Consider the following 15,742-nt stretch of genomic DNA (forward strand, 5'->3'; position numbering starts at 1 on the left):
CCCCCCTGTATGGTGAAAAACCAGAAGTGTTTTTTGCGTAAGCTTACGTTGCACCACAAGGCTGTAGAATCCAAAAGGCTCATTGCTTCGTGTGGAAGTATGGCTTAATGTGCCAGTGAGGTTGACTGAACTTCGCTTGTCGCTGCTGGTCCAGGTTGTTCCGGCTATTCCACCCAAATTACTCTTTTCTTTATCCCAACCGCCATCCCAACCTCCGGTTGCACTGCCGGTAATTACGCCGCCCATAAACGCCCAATTTTTGTTGACTGTGTAGTTTCCCACCAAGCCGGTATGGGTAAATGGCTCGCCATTACTAAAGGTATAGGAGCGTGTATAAAAAAAGTTGTTTGGGGCTGGAACTGTTTCGTAACCGGTTGGTGAATAAAAATGACCGATCTTGAAACTAAGGCCGTTTCCGACCGGTATATAGGTTTCTATATAAGCCTGCGGTAAAGCTATATTGTAGAAGCGGCTGGCAGAGCAGCATAAATTCAGATCCCAAGTGCTCCTGTTCAAAGGTTGGCCGGTATTTATATCGAGTTCCGGGATGCCGTACGCTTGGGCAAAAATGGCGTCTGTGCCAAACATGAAATCGAATCGACCTCCTAGATCCCACGCTTTACCTTCAGTCGCCACGGCGCGCTCCATAAATACATTAAACTGATTCAATTGAAGTTCGTTGGAACGATCTGCAAAAGTGACTGGGCCATTGAATCCATTGGCTGGGTTATTCGCGTTATACGTTATTCCCGCATTGATCCACCCGCCGATTTCAATACCATATTCTTTAAGTAGAGAAGTGGATTCATCGGCAGCTACTGCAGGAAACACAAACAAAGCACCTAGAGTCATAATGAATAATTTAGTCCTGTACATGGCGTTCTTTCTAAGATTGAGAGCGAAATTAAGGGGTGCTCAGTCAATAGAAAGCGATTTTCGTGCCAATTAAAACTATGTATTTAAAACAATATGTTGGTTTATTTTTTCTAGGTGGTTAAGCATTAGATGCACCAACTTGATGCATCTTGAAATAGGTATAGCACCAATCAGGTGCTCGGATTATGTCATTCGCAATCAAGTGTTGTGTTGCGAGTGAGTTGTATGCATGTAAAGTCTTAGCTTATCTTTAACAAAAGTATGTAATGTAATTTGATGTGCTTAGTGAGTCTGGGCGCAATGGGCCTGTCAATACATTTTATTGTTACTTGGATCTAAGGGTGTAATACGGAAAGGTCAACGGCGGATTGGTGATTAAATGTATATTTAGCACGGTTTTAGATGCGTCCGTTAGTAAATGTGATCAGAAACGGTACTGTTGCAGGAAAATGCTGTAATCACCAGTCCGTACAATATGATTTAACGTGCGGTCGTACACATCTGTTCGATGATATTGATAATATGGGATGGATCACAAATAGTAATGGGTCAAATCGCTTGATCAGTACATATTTGTCATTGTGATGGGTGTTAGTTCTAGTTGTTCTATTACCCATAAACATCGACGGATATACCTTTCAGCCAAAATTGCAGTCGAGTACTTTTTAAGACTGGCAGGTAGCTAGGACATAAGACAGATACATGACCTTTCTTCTCGATCTCAGCATAACTTCGCTTCATCGAATAGTTGCATATATTCCTGCGGCCTAAAATAAATGACGGCAGACAACAGAAATTTTTTATTTATTTGGTGCGGTTACGTTTGCTCGTTGTTGGTGATGCCTGAATCTTTGCCTCACTTTTTACAACATCATTAAGTAAAAACTGATTGAATGCATTCGCAGCAGTGGAAAGGCGTTTATTTTTGCTATGTACAATATGCCAGTAACGTATGATAGGAAAATGGTCCACATTTAGTACTTGCAGTCGATTGATTTCCAGTTCGAGTTCGATGCAATGCATAGATATAATGCCTAATCCCATACCGGCTTGCACTGATTGTTTGATTGCTTCATTAGTGTCCATTTCCATATAAGTTGGCAATTTCAAATCGTGACTTGCGAAATATCGTTCTACAACACCGCGCGTCCCTGAACCTTGCTCGCGCAGCAAAAAAATTTCTTGTGCCAATTGTTTGGGCTTGATATTGCGTACCTTGGTCAAGTGGTGGTTGGGTGCCGCGATAACAACCAGCGGGTTCTGCAAAAACGGTTGCGACAGCATGACCGTACCTTCTGGTGGCTGACCCATGATGGCAAGATCGGCGCCATTATCGGCAAGCAATTTTATTACTGCATCTCGGTTGGCAACATTAAGACTTACTTTGATATTGGGGTGCAGTTGAATAAATTTTGCTAATAGCTGAGCTATGAAATAGCTGGCAGTGCTGACTGCAGAGATATTCAAGCGCCCATATTCCAGCCCTTTCATCTCGCTTAGCATAGCGTCCATTGCCTCTAATTGCTGCGCAATACTGCGAGTGTATTGCAGCATTTCTTGCCCCGCCTCGGTCAGGTGCATTTGTTTTCCCACTTGGTCAAATAAGGATAGGCCAACACTATGTTCAAGTTGCTTGATTTGCATGGAGACTGCAGGCTGGCTTAAATACAATTCTTTGGCTGCACGTGAATGGCTTAAATGTCGTGCTACGGCATCAAAAATTTTAAGCTGACGAATGGTTAAATTTAACATCGTTTGATTATAAGCAATACCTATAGTTAGTATCAATATAATTGACTGTTCTTTATGAATTATATTAGGTACTGTACGACCCACGCGCTGAAACTAATACCCATTAATTGTAGTGAGTATTGTCCGCCAGCTTTACATAGTCGGGCACGGTTCGTTTTTTTCAATAATTGGAGATAACCATGGCATCTGAAACAATGAAAGAAGGCAAAGAACGCTATAAATCTGGCGTTATACCTTATAAAAAAATGGGCTATTGGGAGCCTGATTACAAGATCAAAGATACAGATATGCTCGCAATGTTCCGTATGACTCCACAACCAGGTATGGATCCAGAGGAAGTTGCCGCTGCGGTGGCAGGCGAATCTTCCACTGCCACATGGACGGTGGTATGGACTGATCGGTTGACCGCGTGTGAAATGTACCGCGCCAAGTGTTACCGTTGCGACTTAGTCCCTAATACAGGCGAGGGCACCAAAACAGAAGCCCAGTACTTTATTTACATCGCTTATGAATTAGATTTGTTCGAAGGAGGTTCCATTGCCAACCTGACTGCTTCCATTATCGGTAACGTGTTTGGTATGAAAGCAGTGAAGGCGTTACGCCTCGAAGATATGCGTATCCCGGTTGCTTATCTCAAAACATTCCAAGGTCCTGCTACCGGCGTCATCGTTGAACGTGAACGTCTGGATAAATTTGGCCGTCCCCTGTTGGGTGCAACTACTAAGCCTAAGCTCGGTCTTTCCGGCCGTAACTATGGACGTGTAGTGTATGAAGCCCTTAAAGGCGGTCTGGACTTCATGAAAGACGATGAGAACATCAATTCTCAGCCTTTCATGCACTGGCGTGATCGTTTCCTGTATTGCATGGAGGCTGTGAACAAAGCTTCTGCTGCAACCGGCGAAGTCAAGGGACATTATCTTAATGTTACCGCTGGGACAATGGAAGAAATGTATAAGCGCGCTGAGTTTGCCAAGTCGCTAGGTTCGGTCATCATTATGATTGACCTCGTTATCGGCTACACTGCTATTCAGTCGATGGCGCTTTGGGCACGTCAGAACGACATGATTCTGCACTTGCACCGCGCGGGTAACTCGACCTACTCACGTCAAAAAAATCACGGCATGAGCTTCCGCGTTATTTGCAAGTGGATGCGTATGGCGGGTGTGGACCACATCCATGCTGGTACTGTCGTGGGCAAGCTGGAAGGCGATCCGCTCATGATCAGAGGCTATTACGACACGCTGCTTGATACACACACCCCTATGAATTTGGAGAAAGGTCTGTTCTTCGAACAGGACTGGGCTTCACTCAATAAATGTATGCCGGTAGCGTCCGGTGGAATTCACGCGGGTCAAATGCACCAATTGCTAACCTATCTCGGCGACGATGTCGTTCTGCAATTCGGTGGCGGTACTATTGGACATCCACAAGGAATTCAGGCCGGTGCGGTAGCAAATCGTACGGCGCTAGAAGTCATGGTGTTGGCACGTAATGAAGGTCGCGACATCTGGAACGAAGGCCCGCAGATTCTGCAAGATGCAGCCAAATGGTGCGGCCCGCTTAAAGCAGGACTGGATACGTGGAAAGATGTCAGCTTTAACTATGAGTCCACCGATACCCCAGATTTTGTTCCTTCTGCCACGACCAGCGTTTAATTAACATATAAGGAGAATTGATTATGATGACCAATCCTGGAAGTCAGATCACGCAAGGGCAGTTTTCTTTTCTGCCCCCGCTGACTGATGTACAAATCACAGCACAAATTAAATATGCACTGAAATCTGGCTGGTCGCTGGCCGTCGAATACACTGACGACCCACACCCGCGCAATACTTATTGGGAAATGTTCGGCAACCCCATGTTCGACCTTAAAGATCCCGCAGGAATTTTGATGGAAGTCAACAATTGCCGTAAGACTTTCCCGAATCACTACATCCGGGTGGTGGCTTTTAGTTCAGCACACGGAATAGAAAGTCCAACCATGTCTTACATTGTAAACCGTCCTAAAAATGAGCCTGGTTTCGGGCTGGTCCGCCAGGAAACGGATAGTCGTAGCATACGCTACACCGTCCATTCCTACGCAACTGAAAAGCCGGAAGGCGAGCGGTACTAAGCAATCGCGGGTACGGCATATGTCGTACCCGTTTTTTAACCGGCTGTTGAAATGCTCTGTAATCTGTAATTTGTTTTCTTTCAGAATTTGACGATAGAGCTTCTTATTTCTTTAAATTGTTGTTCAAGTTTATTTGATAGTACGTGGATAACAATGCGGAAAATTTCAACAGCCGATTGATTTTACAGGTTAAAAAAATGAACGAACCCTCAAAAGATATTATTCTTCCTGACGACACTCCAGTTGACTTGGACGCCGAATTTCGCGACTCCAATATTGATGAAGTGTTGACTAAACTTGATCGCGAATTGATCGGTCTGTTGCCAGTCAAAACACGCATCCGTGAAACCGCAGCACTTTTGCTGGTAGACCGCGTTCGCAAGAAGCTCAATCTGTCGGCAGTTTCACCAACGCTGCATATGAGTTTTACCGGAAACCCCGGCACTGGTAAAACCACGGTAGCATTACGAATGGCGCAAATACTGCACCGCTTGGGTTATGTGCGTGAAGGCCATTTGATCTCAGTTACGCGCGATGACCTGGTCGGGCAATATATAGGACACACTGCGCCTAAAACCAAAGAAGTTATCAAAAAAGCAATGGGCGGCGTGTTATTCATAGATGAAGCCTATTATCTCTACAAGCCTGAAAACGAGCGGGATTACGGAGCTGAATCAATCGAAATCCTATTGCAAGTTATGGAAAACAACCGTGACGATCTGGTCGTTATTTTGGCCGGATACAAAGATCGGATGGACAAATTTTTCCACAGTAACCCTGGCATGCGCTCGCGCATAGCGCATCACATTGATTTTCCTGATTATTCAGCAGAAGAGTTGCTCATCATCGCAAAGCTAATGCTGGCAGAGCAAAATTACCGCTTTAGCGCGGAAGCAGAAAAAGCATTCGCAGAATATATCCCCCTGCGGATGAAGCTGGAGCATTTTGCCAATGCGCGTTCCATTCGCAACGCACTCGATCGCGCACGCATGCGCCAAGCCAACCGCTTATTCGCTGGTGCCAAGAAAAGCTTAACCAAACTTGATTTGATAACTATCGAAGCCGAAGAAATTTATGCCAGCCGAGTGTTTCTGGATGGGGAGGTTGATCTGGACGGAGATGAGTTGAGGGAAGAGAGTAGTGATGGGGTTGAGAAGGCTTGATGTCTGCGGCTCTCTCTTTATAAAGCATGCGAGAGCATAAGCAATGTTCATAGTATGAGTGGCTAGGTATGCAGTGAGTGAAATAACTGGTTAAGTTGTTTGATAAATACGTATAAACAAGGATATAGAATTAGCGAATTCAGTGGAAATATCTTTTAAGTATATGATTGATATAATAACTTTTAGTGTTTTTCCAGAGCGCTCACTTGCATCCGTATTGCATCGAGATCATACTCCCCGCAACTGCAATTCTTCTATAAAGCGCAAGCTCATGCTGTACAGTGAAACTAAGAACAACCAATAATTGAGCTGAGAATTCGTGTCGTGTTAATGATCTGCCGTTCTGCGCTACTGTCACCTTTTCAAGCAGATGCGGCGTCTAGAATGTTTTGTGCAACTAGGCTCTCTTCGGGGTTTGTCCAAACACAGGGGCAGAGTAAAATTTAGTTAGTACAAACCGTGTTAATCAAGCTCCGTGACAGACAAATCTAAAGTCTGTTCGACATGTTCGGTAAATGATCTTTAATTCACGCCATTTATCTGATAGTCAAAATACTTGGCAGCCAAGCGCACAGCGTGCTGCATTATTCAATCGTCTTGGACTGCATGCCACGCAGTTTCAATTGCTTGAGCAGGCTCCCATAATTCCGTGTAAAAAATTGCAGATATTCGTGTTTCATAATCATTCTCCTCATGCTATGGCTGAAAAAATGCCTTATGGGGTGATGAATAGTTATGGCTTAGAATTGAATTGATAGTAAGACGTTCTCCGTGATTGCGGCTTCGTTCAACAGTGAGCTATGAGATTGATTGTGTTACCGACAAAAATGCTAATATCTGCGATTCATTTTTGGTGAGTTTATATGACTAAACGCTATGATTTGATTGTGTTCGATTGGGATGGCACAGTGATGGACTCTACAGCTGTGATAGCGCGTTCAATCCAGGCTGCTTGTCGGGATATGGGGTTAACCGAGCCTAGCGATGCCGCTGCAAAGCATGTAATTGGACTAGGATTGCAAGAAGCGCTGCGTCAAGCAGTACCAGATATGCAGGAAAATCAGCGCGATGATTTGGTGGTACGTTACCGCCATCATTTCCTCGCTCAGGGTGAGGCTATTCCATTGTTCGAGGGAGCGCAGCAGACAATTGCTCAGCTGCATGCTGCTGGGCACTGGCTGGCCGTGGCGACTGGCAAAAGTCGACAGGGGTTAAAGCGGGCTATGCAAACAAGCGGGATGGAGTCTTACTTCCACGCTACCCGCACTGCAGACCAAACATTTTCCAAGCCACACCCAGCGATGCTGCTGGAAATTATGGATGAACTTGGAGTTACATCACAGCGCGTGCTGATGGTGGGCGATACCACGCATGATCTACAAATGGCGCGTAACGCCGGCGTGGATTCGATTGGTATGACGCACGGCGCGCATCCGATAGACCAATTACGTGCTCTGGAGCCGCTGGCCTTGCTGAACGATTTTGTCGGACTACGTGCATGGTTCAAAGAGTACGCCTGATATACTTGGTACAGTTTATATTGAGGAATAATAATGTCAGAACAAAACAGTAACTGGGAGCGCGGCGTACTGGAGAAGTTGGCCATGTCGGCCATTCAGGAGCAACGCCGGGCGCGCCACTGGGGTATTTTTTTCAAGGTGCTGACATTTGGATATCTGTGTATTTTGCTATTTTTGTTTATGGGCTGGATAGGCAAATCCGAGTTGCCGTTAAGCGGCAAGCACACAGCGTTGGTGAATATGCATGGCGTGATTGCGGCAGAGGCTGCAGCCAACGCTGACAGTGTTATGTCCAGCCTACAGGATGCATTCAAGGATAAGCACACGCAAGGAGTAATCCTGCGAATGGATAGTCCCGGTGGTAGTCCAGTGCAATCGGGTTATATTAATGATGAAATCCGCCGTTTACGCGCTAAGTACCCAAAGATCCCGTTGTATGTGGTGATTGAGGATATCTGCGCTTCCGGCTGTTATTACGTGGCGGCGGCTGCGGACAAGATTTTTGTTAATAAAGCAAGCTTGGTAGGGTCAATCGGTGTGTTGATGGATAGTTTTGGTTTTACTGGCACGATGGAAAAACTGGGTGTGGAGCGCCGCTTGATGACTGCGGGCGAGAACAAGGGTTTCCTGGACCCATTTTCACCTGTTAATGCAGATCAGCAAGAGCATGCTAAAAATATGCTTGCAGAAATTCACCAACAATTTATTGAGGTAGTGCAACAAGGACGTGGTAAACGTCTGAAGGAATCGCCAGATATGTTCTCTGGCTTGATCTGGACCGGTCAAAAGAGTATTGAACTGGGCTTGGCGGATGACATGGGCAATGTAGAAAGCGTGGCGCGCGATGTGATCCAGGCAAAGGATATTGTCGATTTCACTACCCAAGATGGTATCGCAGAGCGGCTCGCCAAGCGTTTCGGTGCAGGAATGGCGAGTGCTTTTGCGGGTTTATCGACGCAGGCTGGGATCAAGCTTCGATAAACAAGACACCTTTAGGAATTGTTCGCCTTCAATAGAGGTTTCAGCTCGGCCAAAACGGTGCGCAGGATTAGTGCTTGCGCCGACGCTGTGGGATGTAGATTATCGGCCTGAAATTGATCCGGCTGAATATTTTTCAGCATGAACGGAACCACCGCCACATTGTGGCGCTGAGCCAGCCGGGAATAGAGCGCCTTGAATTGATCGGTGTAGTTCTTGCCATAATTGGGCGGCAACTGCATTCCCACTAGCAGCACTTGACTGTTGTCCTTCTGTGATTGTTGGATGACAGTGCTGAGATTTGCCTCGATATCGGTAATTGGTGCGCCGCGCAGACCATCATTCGCACCCAGTTCCAGAATGACAATACTGGGGGAATGCTGGCGCAAGGCTTGGGCAATACGTCGCCGTCCACCACTGGTTGTTTCGCCGCTGATGCTGGCGTTAACTACGTTGTATTGTGGATGGCTGAGTTGTAATTCTTGCTGCAACAGATTGACCCAGCCCAATGCACGTGGAATGCCATACGCAGCCGATAGGCTATCGCCAAACACCAGTATGGTTTGCTGTTGTGCAGCACTCATACCAGACAGCAGACAACACGCGCATAATAAAACTGATTGAAAGAAAGTGGGCAATTTCATGGCGTCTATTTTGCAGGCAAAGGACCTGGGTAAGCAAGTAGAAAGTGGTGGCCAGCCTCTTGTTATCTTGCATGAGGTCAGCTTTACCGTCGAGCCGGGCGACAGCCTTGCCATTTTGGGTGCGTCCGGTTCTGGTAAGTCTACTCTGTTGGGACTGTTAGCCGGTTTGGATGTGCCCAGTAGCGGTACAGTGTACCTCAACGGAGTTGATATTTTTTCTATCGATGAAGATGCACGTGCACGTTTACGTGGTCGTCTGGCAGGTTTTGTTTTTCAATCATTTCAGTTGCTGCCGGCTTTGAATGCGCTTGAGAATGTGATGTTACCGTTGGAGTTGTTCGGTGCAGCCGATGCGCGCGAGCGAGCAACAATCGCCTTGCAACGTGTGGGGCTTGCCGCTCGTCTGAGTCATTTACCCAAACATTTATCTGGTGGCGAGCAACAGCGCGTGGCGATGGCGCGTGCGTTTGTTGTACAGCCAAAAATTCTGTTCGCAGATGAACCCACAGGCAATCTCGATGCCGCCACTGGTAGTCAGATCATTGATCTGATGCTGGAGTTAAACGGTGCTCAGGGCACCACTCTTATATTAGTGACTCATGATGAAGTGTTGGCGCAACAATGTGGTCGGCAGTTGCATTTGGCAGCAGGGAAGATTGTGCCGTGAATACATTGCGTTTGTCATGGCTCATGCTGCGGCGGGATTGGCGCACTGGGGAATGGCGCGTGCTGCTTATCGCTTTGGTGTTGGCTGTAGGCAGCATTTCTACTGTGGGACTGTTTGCCAACCGGGTTGGCCTGGCTCTGCAACAGCAAGCTACCAGCTTTTTGGGTGCCGATCTGCGTCTTGTCGCTACACATCCATTTCCACCAGCTTATCGGGCAGCCGCTCTGCAACGGGGTTTGCGCGTGGTCGAGAATGCAACCTTCCCCAGTATGGTAGTTTATGGCCAACAAAACGTGCTGGCGAAAATTCATGCGGTAGAAGAAGGCTATCCGCTGCGCGGCAAAATTCATATTTACGATGGCACGGATCATGTCGCGCAAGGTATACCTGCGCCCGGTACTTTGTGGGCGGACAAACGTTTACTGCAACGCATGGGATTACAACTAGGCAATGAAGTTGTTATCGGTGAGCTACGTTTGCGCGTGGCTGCACGCGTGGTGCGCGACGTAGATCAGTCTATCGGCTTTGCCAGTTTTGCACCAAGTGTGCTGATAAATGCAGCCGATGTGCCTGCTAGTGGCTTGATTCAACCTGGCAGTCGTATCAGCTATAAAATACTGTTTGCTGGTGACTCGGCGCAGCTTGATGATATGCGTGTCTGGCTGAAAGGACAGCTGGCAGTAGGTGAGAAACTGGAGGATGTGCGCGATGCGCGCCCAGAAATTCGAACTGCGCTGGAGCGTGCCGAACATTTTTTAGGCTTGGCCGCGCTTACTGCAGTAGTGCTGGCTGGTGTGGCTATGGCTTTGGCCGCGAGCCATTTCATCATCCGCCATCTCGACACCTGCGCCATGATGCGCTGTTTGGGGGCAACGCAGAGTCAGGTTCTGCGTATTTTTATGTACCAGTTTCTGTTGCTGGGTGTGTTGGCTGTATTGTTGGGTGGTTTGCTTGGTTATGCGGCTCAATCTGTTCTGGTGCAGTCCATCGAGAGCATGCGTGAAGCTGCTTTGCCCCCGCCCGACTGGTTGCCATTGTGGCAGGCGGCAGCCAGTGGCATGGCGCTTTTGCTTGGATTCGCCTTCTTGCCATTATGGCAGCTGAAAGGCGTATCTCCTTTACGTGTTATCCGCCGTGAACTGGGCTTGCCCCCAGCGCGCACCAGCTTGCTGTATGCATCAGGTGCTATTGTGCTGAGTGCGCTGTTCCTGTGGCAGGCCGGTTCACTCAAGCTAGGCTTGACCGTGTTGGCGGGTTTGGTAGCAGGTCTGCTGCTGTTCGGTCTGCTGGCGTGGCTTGCTGTGCATGCTTTGGCATGGCTGCCACTGCGCGGGAGTCATGCGTTTGCAAATTTGGCCAGACACGGGCGCACTAATGCGTTGCAAATTGTGGCACTAAGTTTAGGTGGCATGGCCTTGCTGCTACTTACCTTTGTGCGTGCCGACCTGTTGGAAAGTTGGCGCGGTCGGTTGCCGCCAGATGCGCCGAATCATTTTATTGTCAATATCCAGCCCGATCAGCTCGCCTCGATAAAAAAATTCTTCATACAACAGCAATTACCCACGCCACAACTATTCCCCATGGTGCGTGGGCGACTGATAGCAGTCAATGACCAAGCGATCAGCGGGAACGATTATCCTGAGACGCGTGCCAGTAGATTAGTGGAACGTGAGTTCAACTTATCCTGGTCAGATCATTTACCAACTGATAATACCTTGGCACAGGGTGTATGGTGGGAGAGAGGCACGTCATCGGTGTTGTCGGTAGAAGAGGGGATAGCCGAAACGTTGGGCATCAATATAGGCGACATCCTGACTTACGACGTTGCAGGCAGTCCATTCAGTGCGAAAGTGGTAAATCTGCGCAAGGTTCAGTGGGATTCAATGCAGGTGAATTTTTACGTAATTACTTCGCCCGATTTGATGAAAGATTATTCAGCCAGCTACTTGACCAGCTTCTATTTGCCAGCTGACAAGGCGCATGCTAGCGATGCGTTGATTAAAGACTTCCCCAACCTGTTGATAATAGATACCGAGGCGGTGATCGAACAAGTGCGAAAAATAATGGACCAGATAGCCCAAACCATGAGCGCGGTCTTCCTGTTTACTCTTTTGAGTGGCTTGGCTGTGCTTTATGCCGCGCTGCTCGCCACACAAGATGAACGCATTCATCAGGCCGCCATCTTGCGCACATTGGGGGCCGACAGCCGCTATTTGCGGCGATTGCATCTGACTGAGTTTGCCGTGCTGGGCGCATTGAGTGGTCTATTTGCGGCAGCAGGTGGGACCTTGCTGGGATGGGTGTTGGCAATCAAAGTACTGGAAATTCCTTATCACTCGAGCGCGTTAATCTGGTTAGTTGGCGTGGGCGGCGGGATGGTTACGGTGACCTTGGCAGGATGGCTGGCAACACGACGCGTGGCGAGGATGTCGCCATTACAGGTATTGCAATCTGTTTAAGCAAAGAAGCGAAAAATGAAAAATTAATGCACTTCCCAACTATTATTCGAGCGTATTTTTTAGTGTTACAGTACAAAATCTCAATATGCTCATTAGTAAATAAAATTTCTATGAAGAAATTAATTATTACTATCGTAGTGATAGCTTCATCTTCAGGCAGCGTTGCGCACGGAGAAGAGCAAAACCAAGATTCAGCGTTTAGTATTTCAGGTTATGCAGAAACATACTATAGCTATGACTTTAATAACCCAAATAAAAGCAAAAAATTACCATTCATCTACAGCTATAACAAAAATAATGAAGTTTCAGTGAATTTGGCATTCTTGAAAGGTTCATATAATTCAGATAGTGCTAGAGCAAATCTTGCAATAGCTGGTGGTAGCTATATGAGTGCTAACTATGCATCCGAGCCTGGCGTGTTGAATAATATCTATGAAAGCAATATTGGCCTAAAACTGTCCAAAAATAATAACCTGTGGTTTGATGCTGGTGTCTTTTCTTCACATTTAGGTTTTGAAAGTGCGATTGGTAAGGACAATTGGACTTTGACCAGAAGTATCGGAGCGGATAGCGCACCTTATTTTGAAACGGGTGCCAAAGTTAGTTATACATCAGAAAATGATGTATGGTTTGTGAGCGCATTAGTTCTGAATGGTTGGCAACGTATTCGACGCGTTGAAGAAAACTCTTCTCCTTCATTTGGTACGCAGATTACTTACAAGCCTTCCGCAAAAGTGACTCTGAATAGCAGCACATTTATTGGGAACGACAAGCCTGATAGTGTAAAAAAAATGCGTTACTTCCATAATTTTTATGGAATTTTTCAGCTAAATAATAAATTAAGTGCGGTATTTGGGTTTGATATTGGCGCTGAACAAAAGTCTAAAGGCTCTTCATCCTATAACTCGTGGATCAACCCAACGATTATCTTTAAATATATGCCAACAGCAAAAACTGCTATTGCCATAAGAGCTGAATATTATGAAGATAAAAATGGCGTAATCATCCCGACTGACACATCCAATGGTTTTAAAACATGGGGATTTTCAACCAATTTTGACTATTCCATTGCAAATAATATAGTCTGGAGAGCAGAAATTAAGAGATTGAATAGCAAAGATAATATTTTTACAAGAAATAATCATATGGTTAACAGTAATGTGTCCATGACAACGGCATTGGCTGTAAACTTTTGATCAATATGCAACAGTAATGTGTAACAGGGCAGGTCGCAATACTGTATTAGCTGCGCTACTTTCTATACAGTGGACCCCTCCGTTCAGAAAGGCTGGGCGACAATAAAAGAAAACAGAGGTGAATTCACCACTGTTGGTAACTGGGGGTAATGTGTGGTGAATTCAAGTTCAAAGCGCAACAGTGATGGAAAAGAGAAAGGCATCGTAAGAGTCTGATAAATTTAAATCACCTTATTCTCCAGCGAACACGATTGCTAGCCCCATTGCTTTTGCCTGATATCGTCACCGGCCGCAGTGTTTCAAAACTCGACTAACTCCAACCCATTGCGTTTTGCGTTCGCTGCCAGTGTACCGTCCAGCGTCGCCATGTGGCTTGCGCTCAACTCCAGGGCAACGGCAAGATGCAATGAATCACCGGATCGCAGGCCGCTATCGTGCCGCCGGACCATTAGCGCAGCTTGTGTGAACGCATCGCGGCTGACTGGCACAATGCGCAAGCCGCCATCTACCAGCAACTCGAACTCCTTGCGCACCCGCTTTGCGGTTGCCTCGTTGATTTGCCCAGTGCGCAGCTTGATAGATATTGCGCTGGAAAATTCTGTCAACAGCCAATCCGAGCTGGCAGGTGTATCGCGCAGCCCAGCATACCAAGCGGTCACACCCTGTGTTTTCGGCTCGACGGTCAGCAACGGGACGATCACGCTGGTATCCACATAAATCATCAGTAGCGTTCTTCTTGGCGCATGGTTTCCACAATCGGCGCAGTCATCTGCATGGAAGCGTGCAGCCTGGTAATGCGCGCCAGGAAAGCGGCCTTGTCGAATGCTCTATCAGGCGCCAGGGTGATTGCCCCCGCCGGGGTGATGCTGGCCTCGACACTATCCCCCTCTTTCAGGCCAGTAGCGCGAGTGCATTCCACCGGCAATCGCACGGCCAAGCTGTTGCCCCACTTCGATACTTGCAGTTTCATCTCGCACCTCAGTTAAGTATATCCATGTAGATACACTATAACTCAATAAGGTTCATGTCAAGCGGCGTATGCCATTTTCACTTTGTGGAGCGCTATCACAAAGAAAAAGGGGACGCTACCCTTATATTGGCGATCATAGATTGCAGCCTCAGATCAGCGAACCTTCATCAAGTAACCGGGGTCAGAGAAAATTAAAATGAATGTAACTGTTGATAACTGGGGGGGGTAGTGTGGGTGAATTCAAGTTCAAAGCGCAACAGTGATGGAAAAGAGAAAGGCATCGTAAGAATCTGATAAATTTAAATCACCACAATTTAAAATCAGGAGCCCACGATGCCTTACACTCATTTAACATCAAATGAACGATATTGTATAGCGCATATGCATGCGTATAAGTTGTCACTACGCACTATTGCCAGTCGACTATCTCGTTCACCCAGCACCATCTGCCGCGAACTAAAACGAAACAATCCTTGGAATTTTGTATATTGGTATGACACAGCAGAATTTCATTGCAAAAAACGCAAATTAACACCCAGAACGGAGAAAAGAAGAGCTCATGCAATCTTGTATGATTTAGTTGTTAACAATGTAAGGCAAGGCTTATCACCTGAACTTATTTCAGGGCGGCTAAAACGAGAATACCGTAGTCAGAAAATGCAGGTCAGCCATGAAACAATCTATCAATGGATATTTGCTGATGCAAAGCAAAGTGGCGATCTGTATCTGTCTTTAGTCCGACGTCATAAAAACCGTAGAAGACAGCGTCGTAGCTGTAAAAGAAGGTTATTTGAAGGTCGAGTGTCTATAGATGAACGGCCATAAATAGTAGCTGATAGAACGCGTTTTGGTGACTGGGAAAGTGACACAATGGAAGGTGGTAAATCGAAAGGTGGTCTTGCTACTCACGTTGAACGAAAAAGTAGATATCTGGTAGCAGGAAAAGTTATGGATAAGCGCTCCAACACCTTCATCCAAACATCTATTGAGTGTTTTAAACGCATCAGCCCGAAGCTTATAAAAACATTTACTGTTGATAATGGCAGTGAGTTTTCCCAGTTTAAAAACCTGGAAAAAGAAACGGCGAGTAAGGTCTATTTTGCTGATCCCTATTCCCCTTGGCAACGCGGTTTAAATGAAAACACCAATGGTTTATTGAGAAGATTCTTTCCTAAAGGATGTAACTTTCACGAGATCAGTGATAGGGTAATCGAGCAAGCAGTTGAAAAACTGAATAATCGGCCAAAGAAATGTTTAAATTTCAGAACCCCTTACGAAGTACTTTTTAAAACAAAAACTGTTGCACTTAGAACTTGAATTGTAGTAATCGCGACATCATCTGACAGTTGCCCGATTTGATCGAAGTGACTGTCAGTTCAGATTCAGCTATTCAATGTGGTGATT

The 15,742-nt window shown here is 46.5% G+C and carries 15 protein-coding genes; 10 read left to right on the forward strand and 5 right to left on the reverse strand.

Annotated features, from left to right (window positions below):
* Together MJ770_RS09865 and MJ770_RS09870 are read right to left on the reverse strand one after the other, a co-directional pair.
* Window positions 1-876, reverse strand: an 876-nt coding sequence (locus MJ770_RS09865) for an outer membrane beta-barrel protein (protein ID WP_239253444.1), incomplete at its 3' end; no start/stop codon positions are given.
* A gap of 804 nt (window positions 877-1,680) precedes the next feature.
* Window positions 1,681-2,628, reverse strand: coding sequence for a LysR family transcriptional regulator (locus MJ770_RS09870; RefSeq protein ID WP_239253449.1), 948 nt, complete (start codon window positions 2,626-2,628; stop codon window positions 1,681-1,683).
* Between the two features lie 179 nt (window positions 2,629-2,807).
* Here MJ770_RS09870 and MJ770_RS09875 point away from each other — a divergent pair, with 179 nt between their 5' ends.
* From MJ770_RS09875 to MJ770_RS09895, 5 genes are all read left to right on the forward strand, one after another.
* A complete protein-coding gene (locus MJ770_RS09875; protein WP_239253460.1) occupies window positions 2,808-4,283 on the forward strand; it encodes a ribulose-bisphosphate carboxylase large subunit in 1,476 nt (491 codons plus the stop codon).
* Window positions 4,284-4,306: 23 nt separating this feature from the next.
* Window positions 4,307-4,741: a ribulose bisphosphate carboxylase small subunit gene (locus MJ770_RS09880; RefSeq protein WP_239253462.1), complete on the forward strand. Its 435-nt coding sequence runs from the start codon at window positions 4,307-4,309 to the stop codon at window positions 4,739-4,741.
* Between the two features lie 197 nt (window positions 4,742-4,938).
* Window positions 4,939-5,904, forward strand: coding sequence for a CbbX protein (cbbX, locus tag MJ770_RS09885; RefSeq protein WP_239253465.1), 966 nt, complete (start codon window positions 4,939-4,941; stop codon window positions 5,902-5,904).
* An 863-nt stretch (window positions 5,905-6,767) separates the two neighbouring features.
* Window positions 6,768-7,424: an HAD-IA family hydrolase gene (locus MJ770_RS09890; RefSeq protein WP_239253466.1), complete on the forward strand. Its 657-nt coding sequence runs from the start codon at window positions 6,768-6,770 to the stop codon at window positions 7,422-7,424.
* Window positions 7,425-7,457: 33 nt separating this feature from the next.
* Window positions 7,458-8,405 carry a S49 family peptidase gene (locus MJ770_RS09895; RefSeq protein WP_239253468.1) on the forward strand — a complete coding sequence of 316 codons (948 nt, stop codon included), beginning with the start codon at window positions 7,458-7,460 and terminating at the stop codon, window positions 8,403-8,405.
* Window positions 8,406-8,416: 11 nt separating this feature from the next.
* Here the strand turns inward: MJ770_RS09895 and MJ770_RS09900 are convergent, their stop codons facing one another.
* A complete protein-coding gene (locus MJ770_RS09900) occupies window positions 8,417-8,986 on the reverse strand; it encodes an arylesterase (RefSeq protein ID WP_239253469.1) in 570 nt (189 codons plus the stop codon).
* A 58-nt stretch (window positions 8,987-9,044) separates the two neighbouring features.
* On the opposite strand from MJ770_RS09900, the gene MJ770_RS09905 reads away from it, so the two are divergent.
* The 3 genes from MJ770_RS09905 to MJ770_RS09915 are packed head-to-tail and all read left to right on the forward strand — an operon-like array spanning window position 9,045 to window position 13,368.
* The gene (locus MJ770_RS09905) at window positions 9,045-9,713 is read left to right on the forward strand and encodes an ABC transporter ATP-binding protein (RefSeq protein WP_239253473.1); all 669 of its coding nucleotides are present in this window, start codon (window positions 9,045-9,047) and stop codon (window positions 9,711-9,713) included.
* Window positions 9,710-12,172 carry an ABC transporter permease gene (locus tag MJ770_RS09910; RefSeq protein WP_239253475.1) on the forward strand — a complete coding sequence of 821 codons (2,463 nt, stop codon included), beginning with the start codon at window positions 9,710-9,712 and terminating at the stop codon, window positions 12,170-12,172. Before MJ770_RS09905 ends, MJ770_RS09910 begins: the two co-directional genes overlap by 4 nt.
* Entirely contained in the window at window positions 12,112-13,368 is a 1,257-nt protein-coding gene (locus MJ770_RS09915) for a porin (protein ID WP_239253476.1), read from the forward strand. The genes MJ770_RS09910 and MJ770_RS09915 overlap by 61 nt, the downstream gene beginning before the upstream one ends.
* A gap of 299 nt (window positions 13,369-13,667) precedes the next feature.
* Here MJ770_RS09915 and MJ770_RS09920 read toward each other — a convergent pair whose 3' ends face one another.
* Both MJ770_RS09920 and MJ770_RS09925 read right to left on the reverse strand, forming a co-directional pair.
* On the reverse strand, window positions 13,668-14,090 hold the full coding sequence (locus MJ770_RS09920) for a type II toxin-antitoxin system VapC family toxin (protein WP_239253478.1): 423 nt from the start codon (window positions 14,088-14,090) through the stop codon (window positions 13,668-13,670).
* The gene (locus MJ770_RS09925; protein ID WP_256448817.1) at window positions 14,090-14,338 is read right to left on the reverse strand and encodes an AbrB/MazE/SpoVT family DNA-binding domain-containing protein; all 249 of its coding nucleotides are present in this window, start codon (window positions 14,336-14,338) and stop codon (window positions 14,090-14,092) included. The genes MJ770_RS09920 and MJ770_RS09925 overlap by 1 nt, the downstream gene beginning before the upstream one ends.
* A gap of 333 nt (window positions 14,339-14,671) precedes the next feature.
* On the opposite strand from MJ770_RS09925, the gene MJ770_RS09930 reads away from it, so the two are divergent.
* Window positions 14,672-15,163, forward strand: a complete 492-nt coding sequence (locus MJ770_RS09930) for a helix-turn-helix domain-containing protein (protein ID WP_239253480.1) — start codon at window positions 14,672-14,674, stop codon at window positions 15,161-15,163.
* Window positions 15,164-15,655 (forward strand): IS30 family transposase, encoded by a 492-nt coding sequence (locus tag MJ770_RS09935; protein ID WP_256448818.1) that lies wholly within the window; start codon window positions 15,164-15,166, stop codon window positions 15,653-15,655.
* Window positions 15,656-15,742 lie beyond the last annotated feature (87 nt).

This window comes from Candidatus Nitrotoga sp. M5, assembly GCF_927904885.1.
Lineage (GTDB): Bacteria > Pseudomonadota > Gammaproteobacteria > Burkholderiales > Gallionellaceae > Nitrotoga.

Bases quoted from the DNA above. Each gene is read 5' to 3' on its own strand.
- MJ770_RS09930 (WP_239253480.1), top strand. From the start codon at position 14,672: ATGCCTTACACTCATTTAACATCAAATGAACGATATTGTATAGCGCAT.
- MJ770_RS09915 (WP_239253476.1), top strand. From the start codon at position 12,112: ATGGCTGGCAACACGACGCGTGGCGAGGATGTCGCCATTACAGGTATT.
- MJ770_RS09900 (WP_239253469.1), bottom strand. From the start codon at position 8,986: ATGAGTGCTGCACAACAGCAAACCATACTGGTGTTTGGCGATAGCCTA.
- cbbX (WP_239253465.1), top strand. From the start codon at position 4,939: ATGAACGAACCCTCAAAAGATATTATTCTTCCTGACGACACTCCAGTT.
- MJ770_RS09875 (WP_239253460.1), top strand. From the start codon at position 2,808: ATGGCATCTGAAACAATGAAAGAAGGCAAAGAACGCTATAAATCTGGC.
- MJ770_RS09880 (WP_239253462.1), top strand. From the start codon at position 4,307: ATGATGACCAATCCTGGAAGTCAGATCACGCAAGGGCAGTTTTCTTTT.
- MJ770_RS09870 (WP_239253449.1), bottom strand. From the start codon at position 2,628: ATGTTAAATTTAACCATTCGTCAGCTTAAAATTTTTGATGCCGTAGCA.
- MJ770_RS09905 (WP_239253473.1), top strand. From the start codon at position 9,045: ATGGCGTCTATTTTGCAGGCAAAGGACCTGGGTAAGCAAGTAGAAAGT.
- MJ770_RS09920 (WP_239253478.1), bottom strand. From the start codon at position 14,090: ATGATTTATGTGGATACCAGCGTGATCGTCCCGTTGCTGACCGTCGAG.
- MJ770_RS09895 (WP_239253468.1), top strand. From the start codon at position 7,458: ATGTCAGAACAAAACAGTAACTGGGAGCGCGGCGTACTGGAGAAGTTG.
- MJ770_RS09925 (WP_256448817.1), bottom strand. From the start codon at position 14,338: ATGAAACTGCAAGTATCGAAGTGGGGCAACAGCTTGGCCGTGCGATTG.
- MJ770_RS09890 (WP_239253466.1), top strand. From the start codon at position 6,768: ATGACTAAACGCTATGATTTGATTGTGTTCGATTGGGATGGCACAGTG.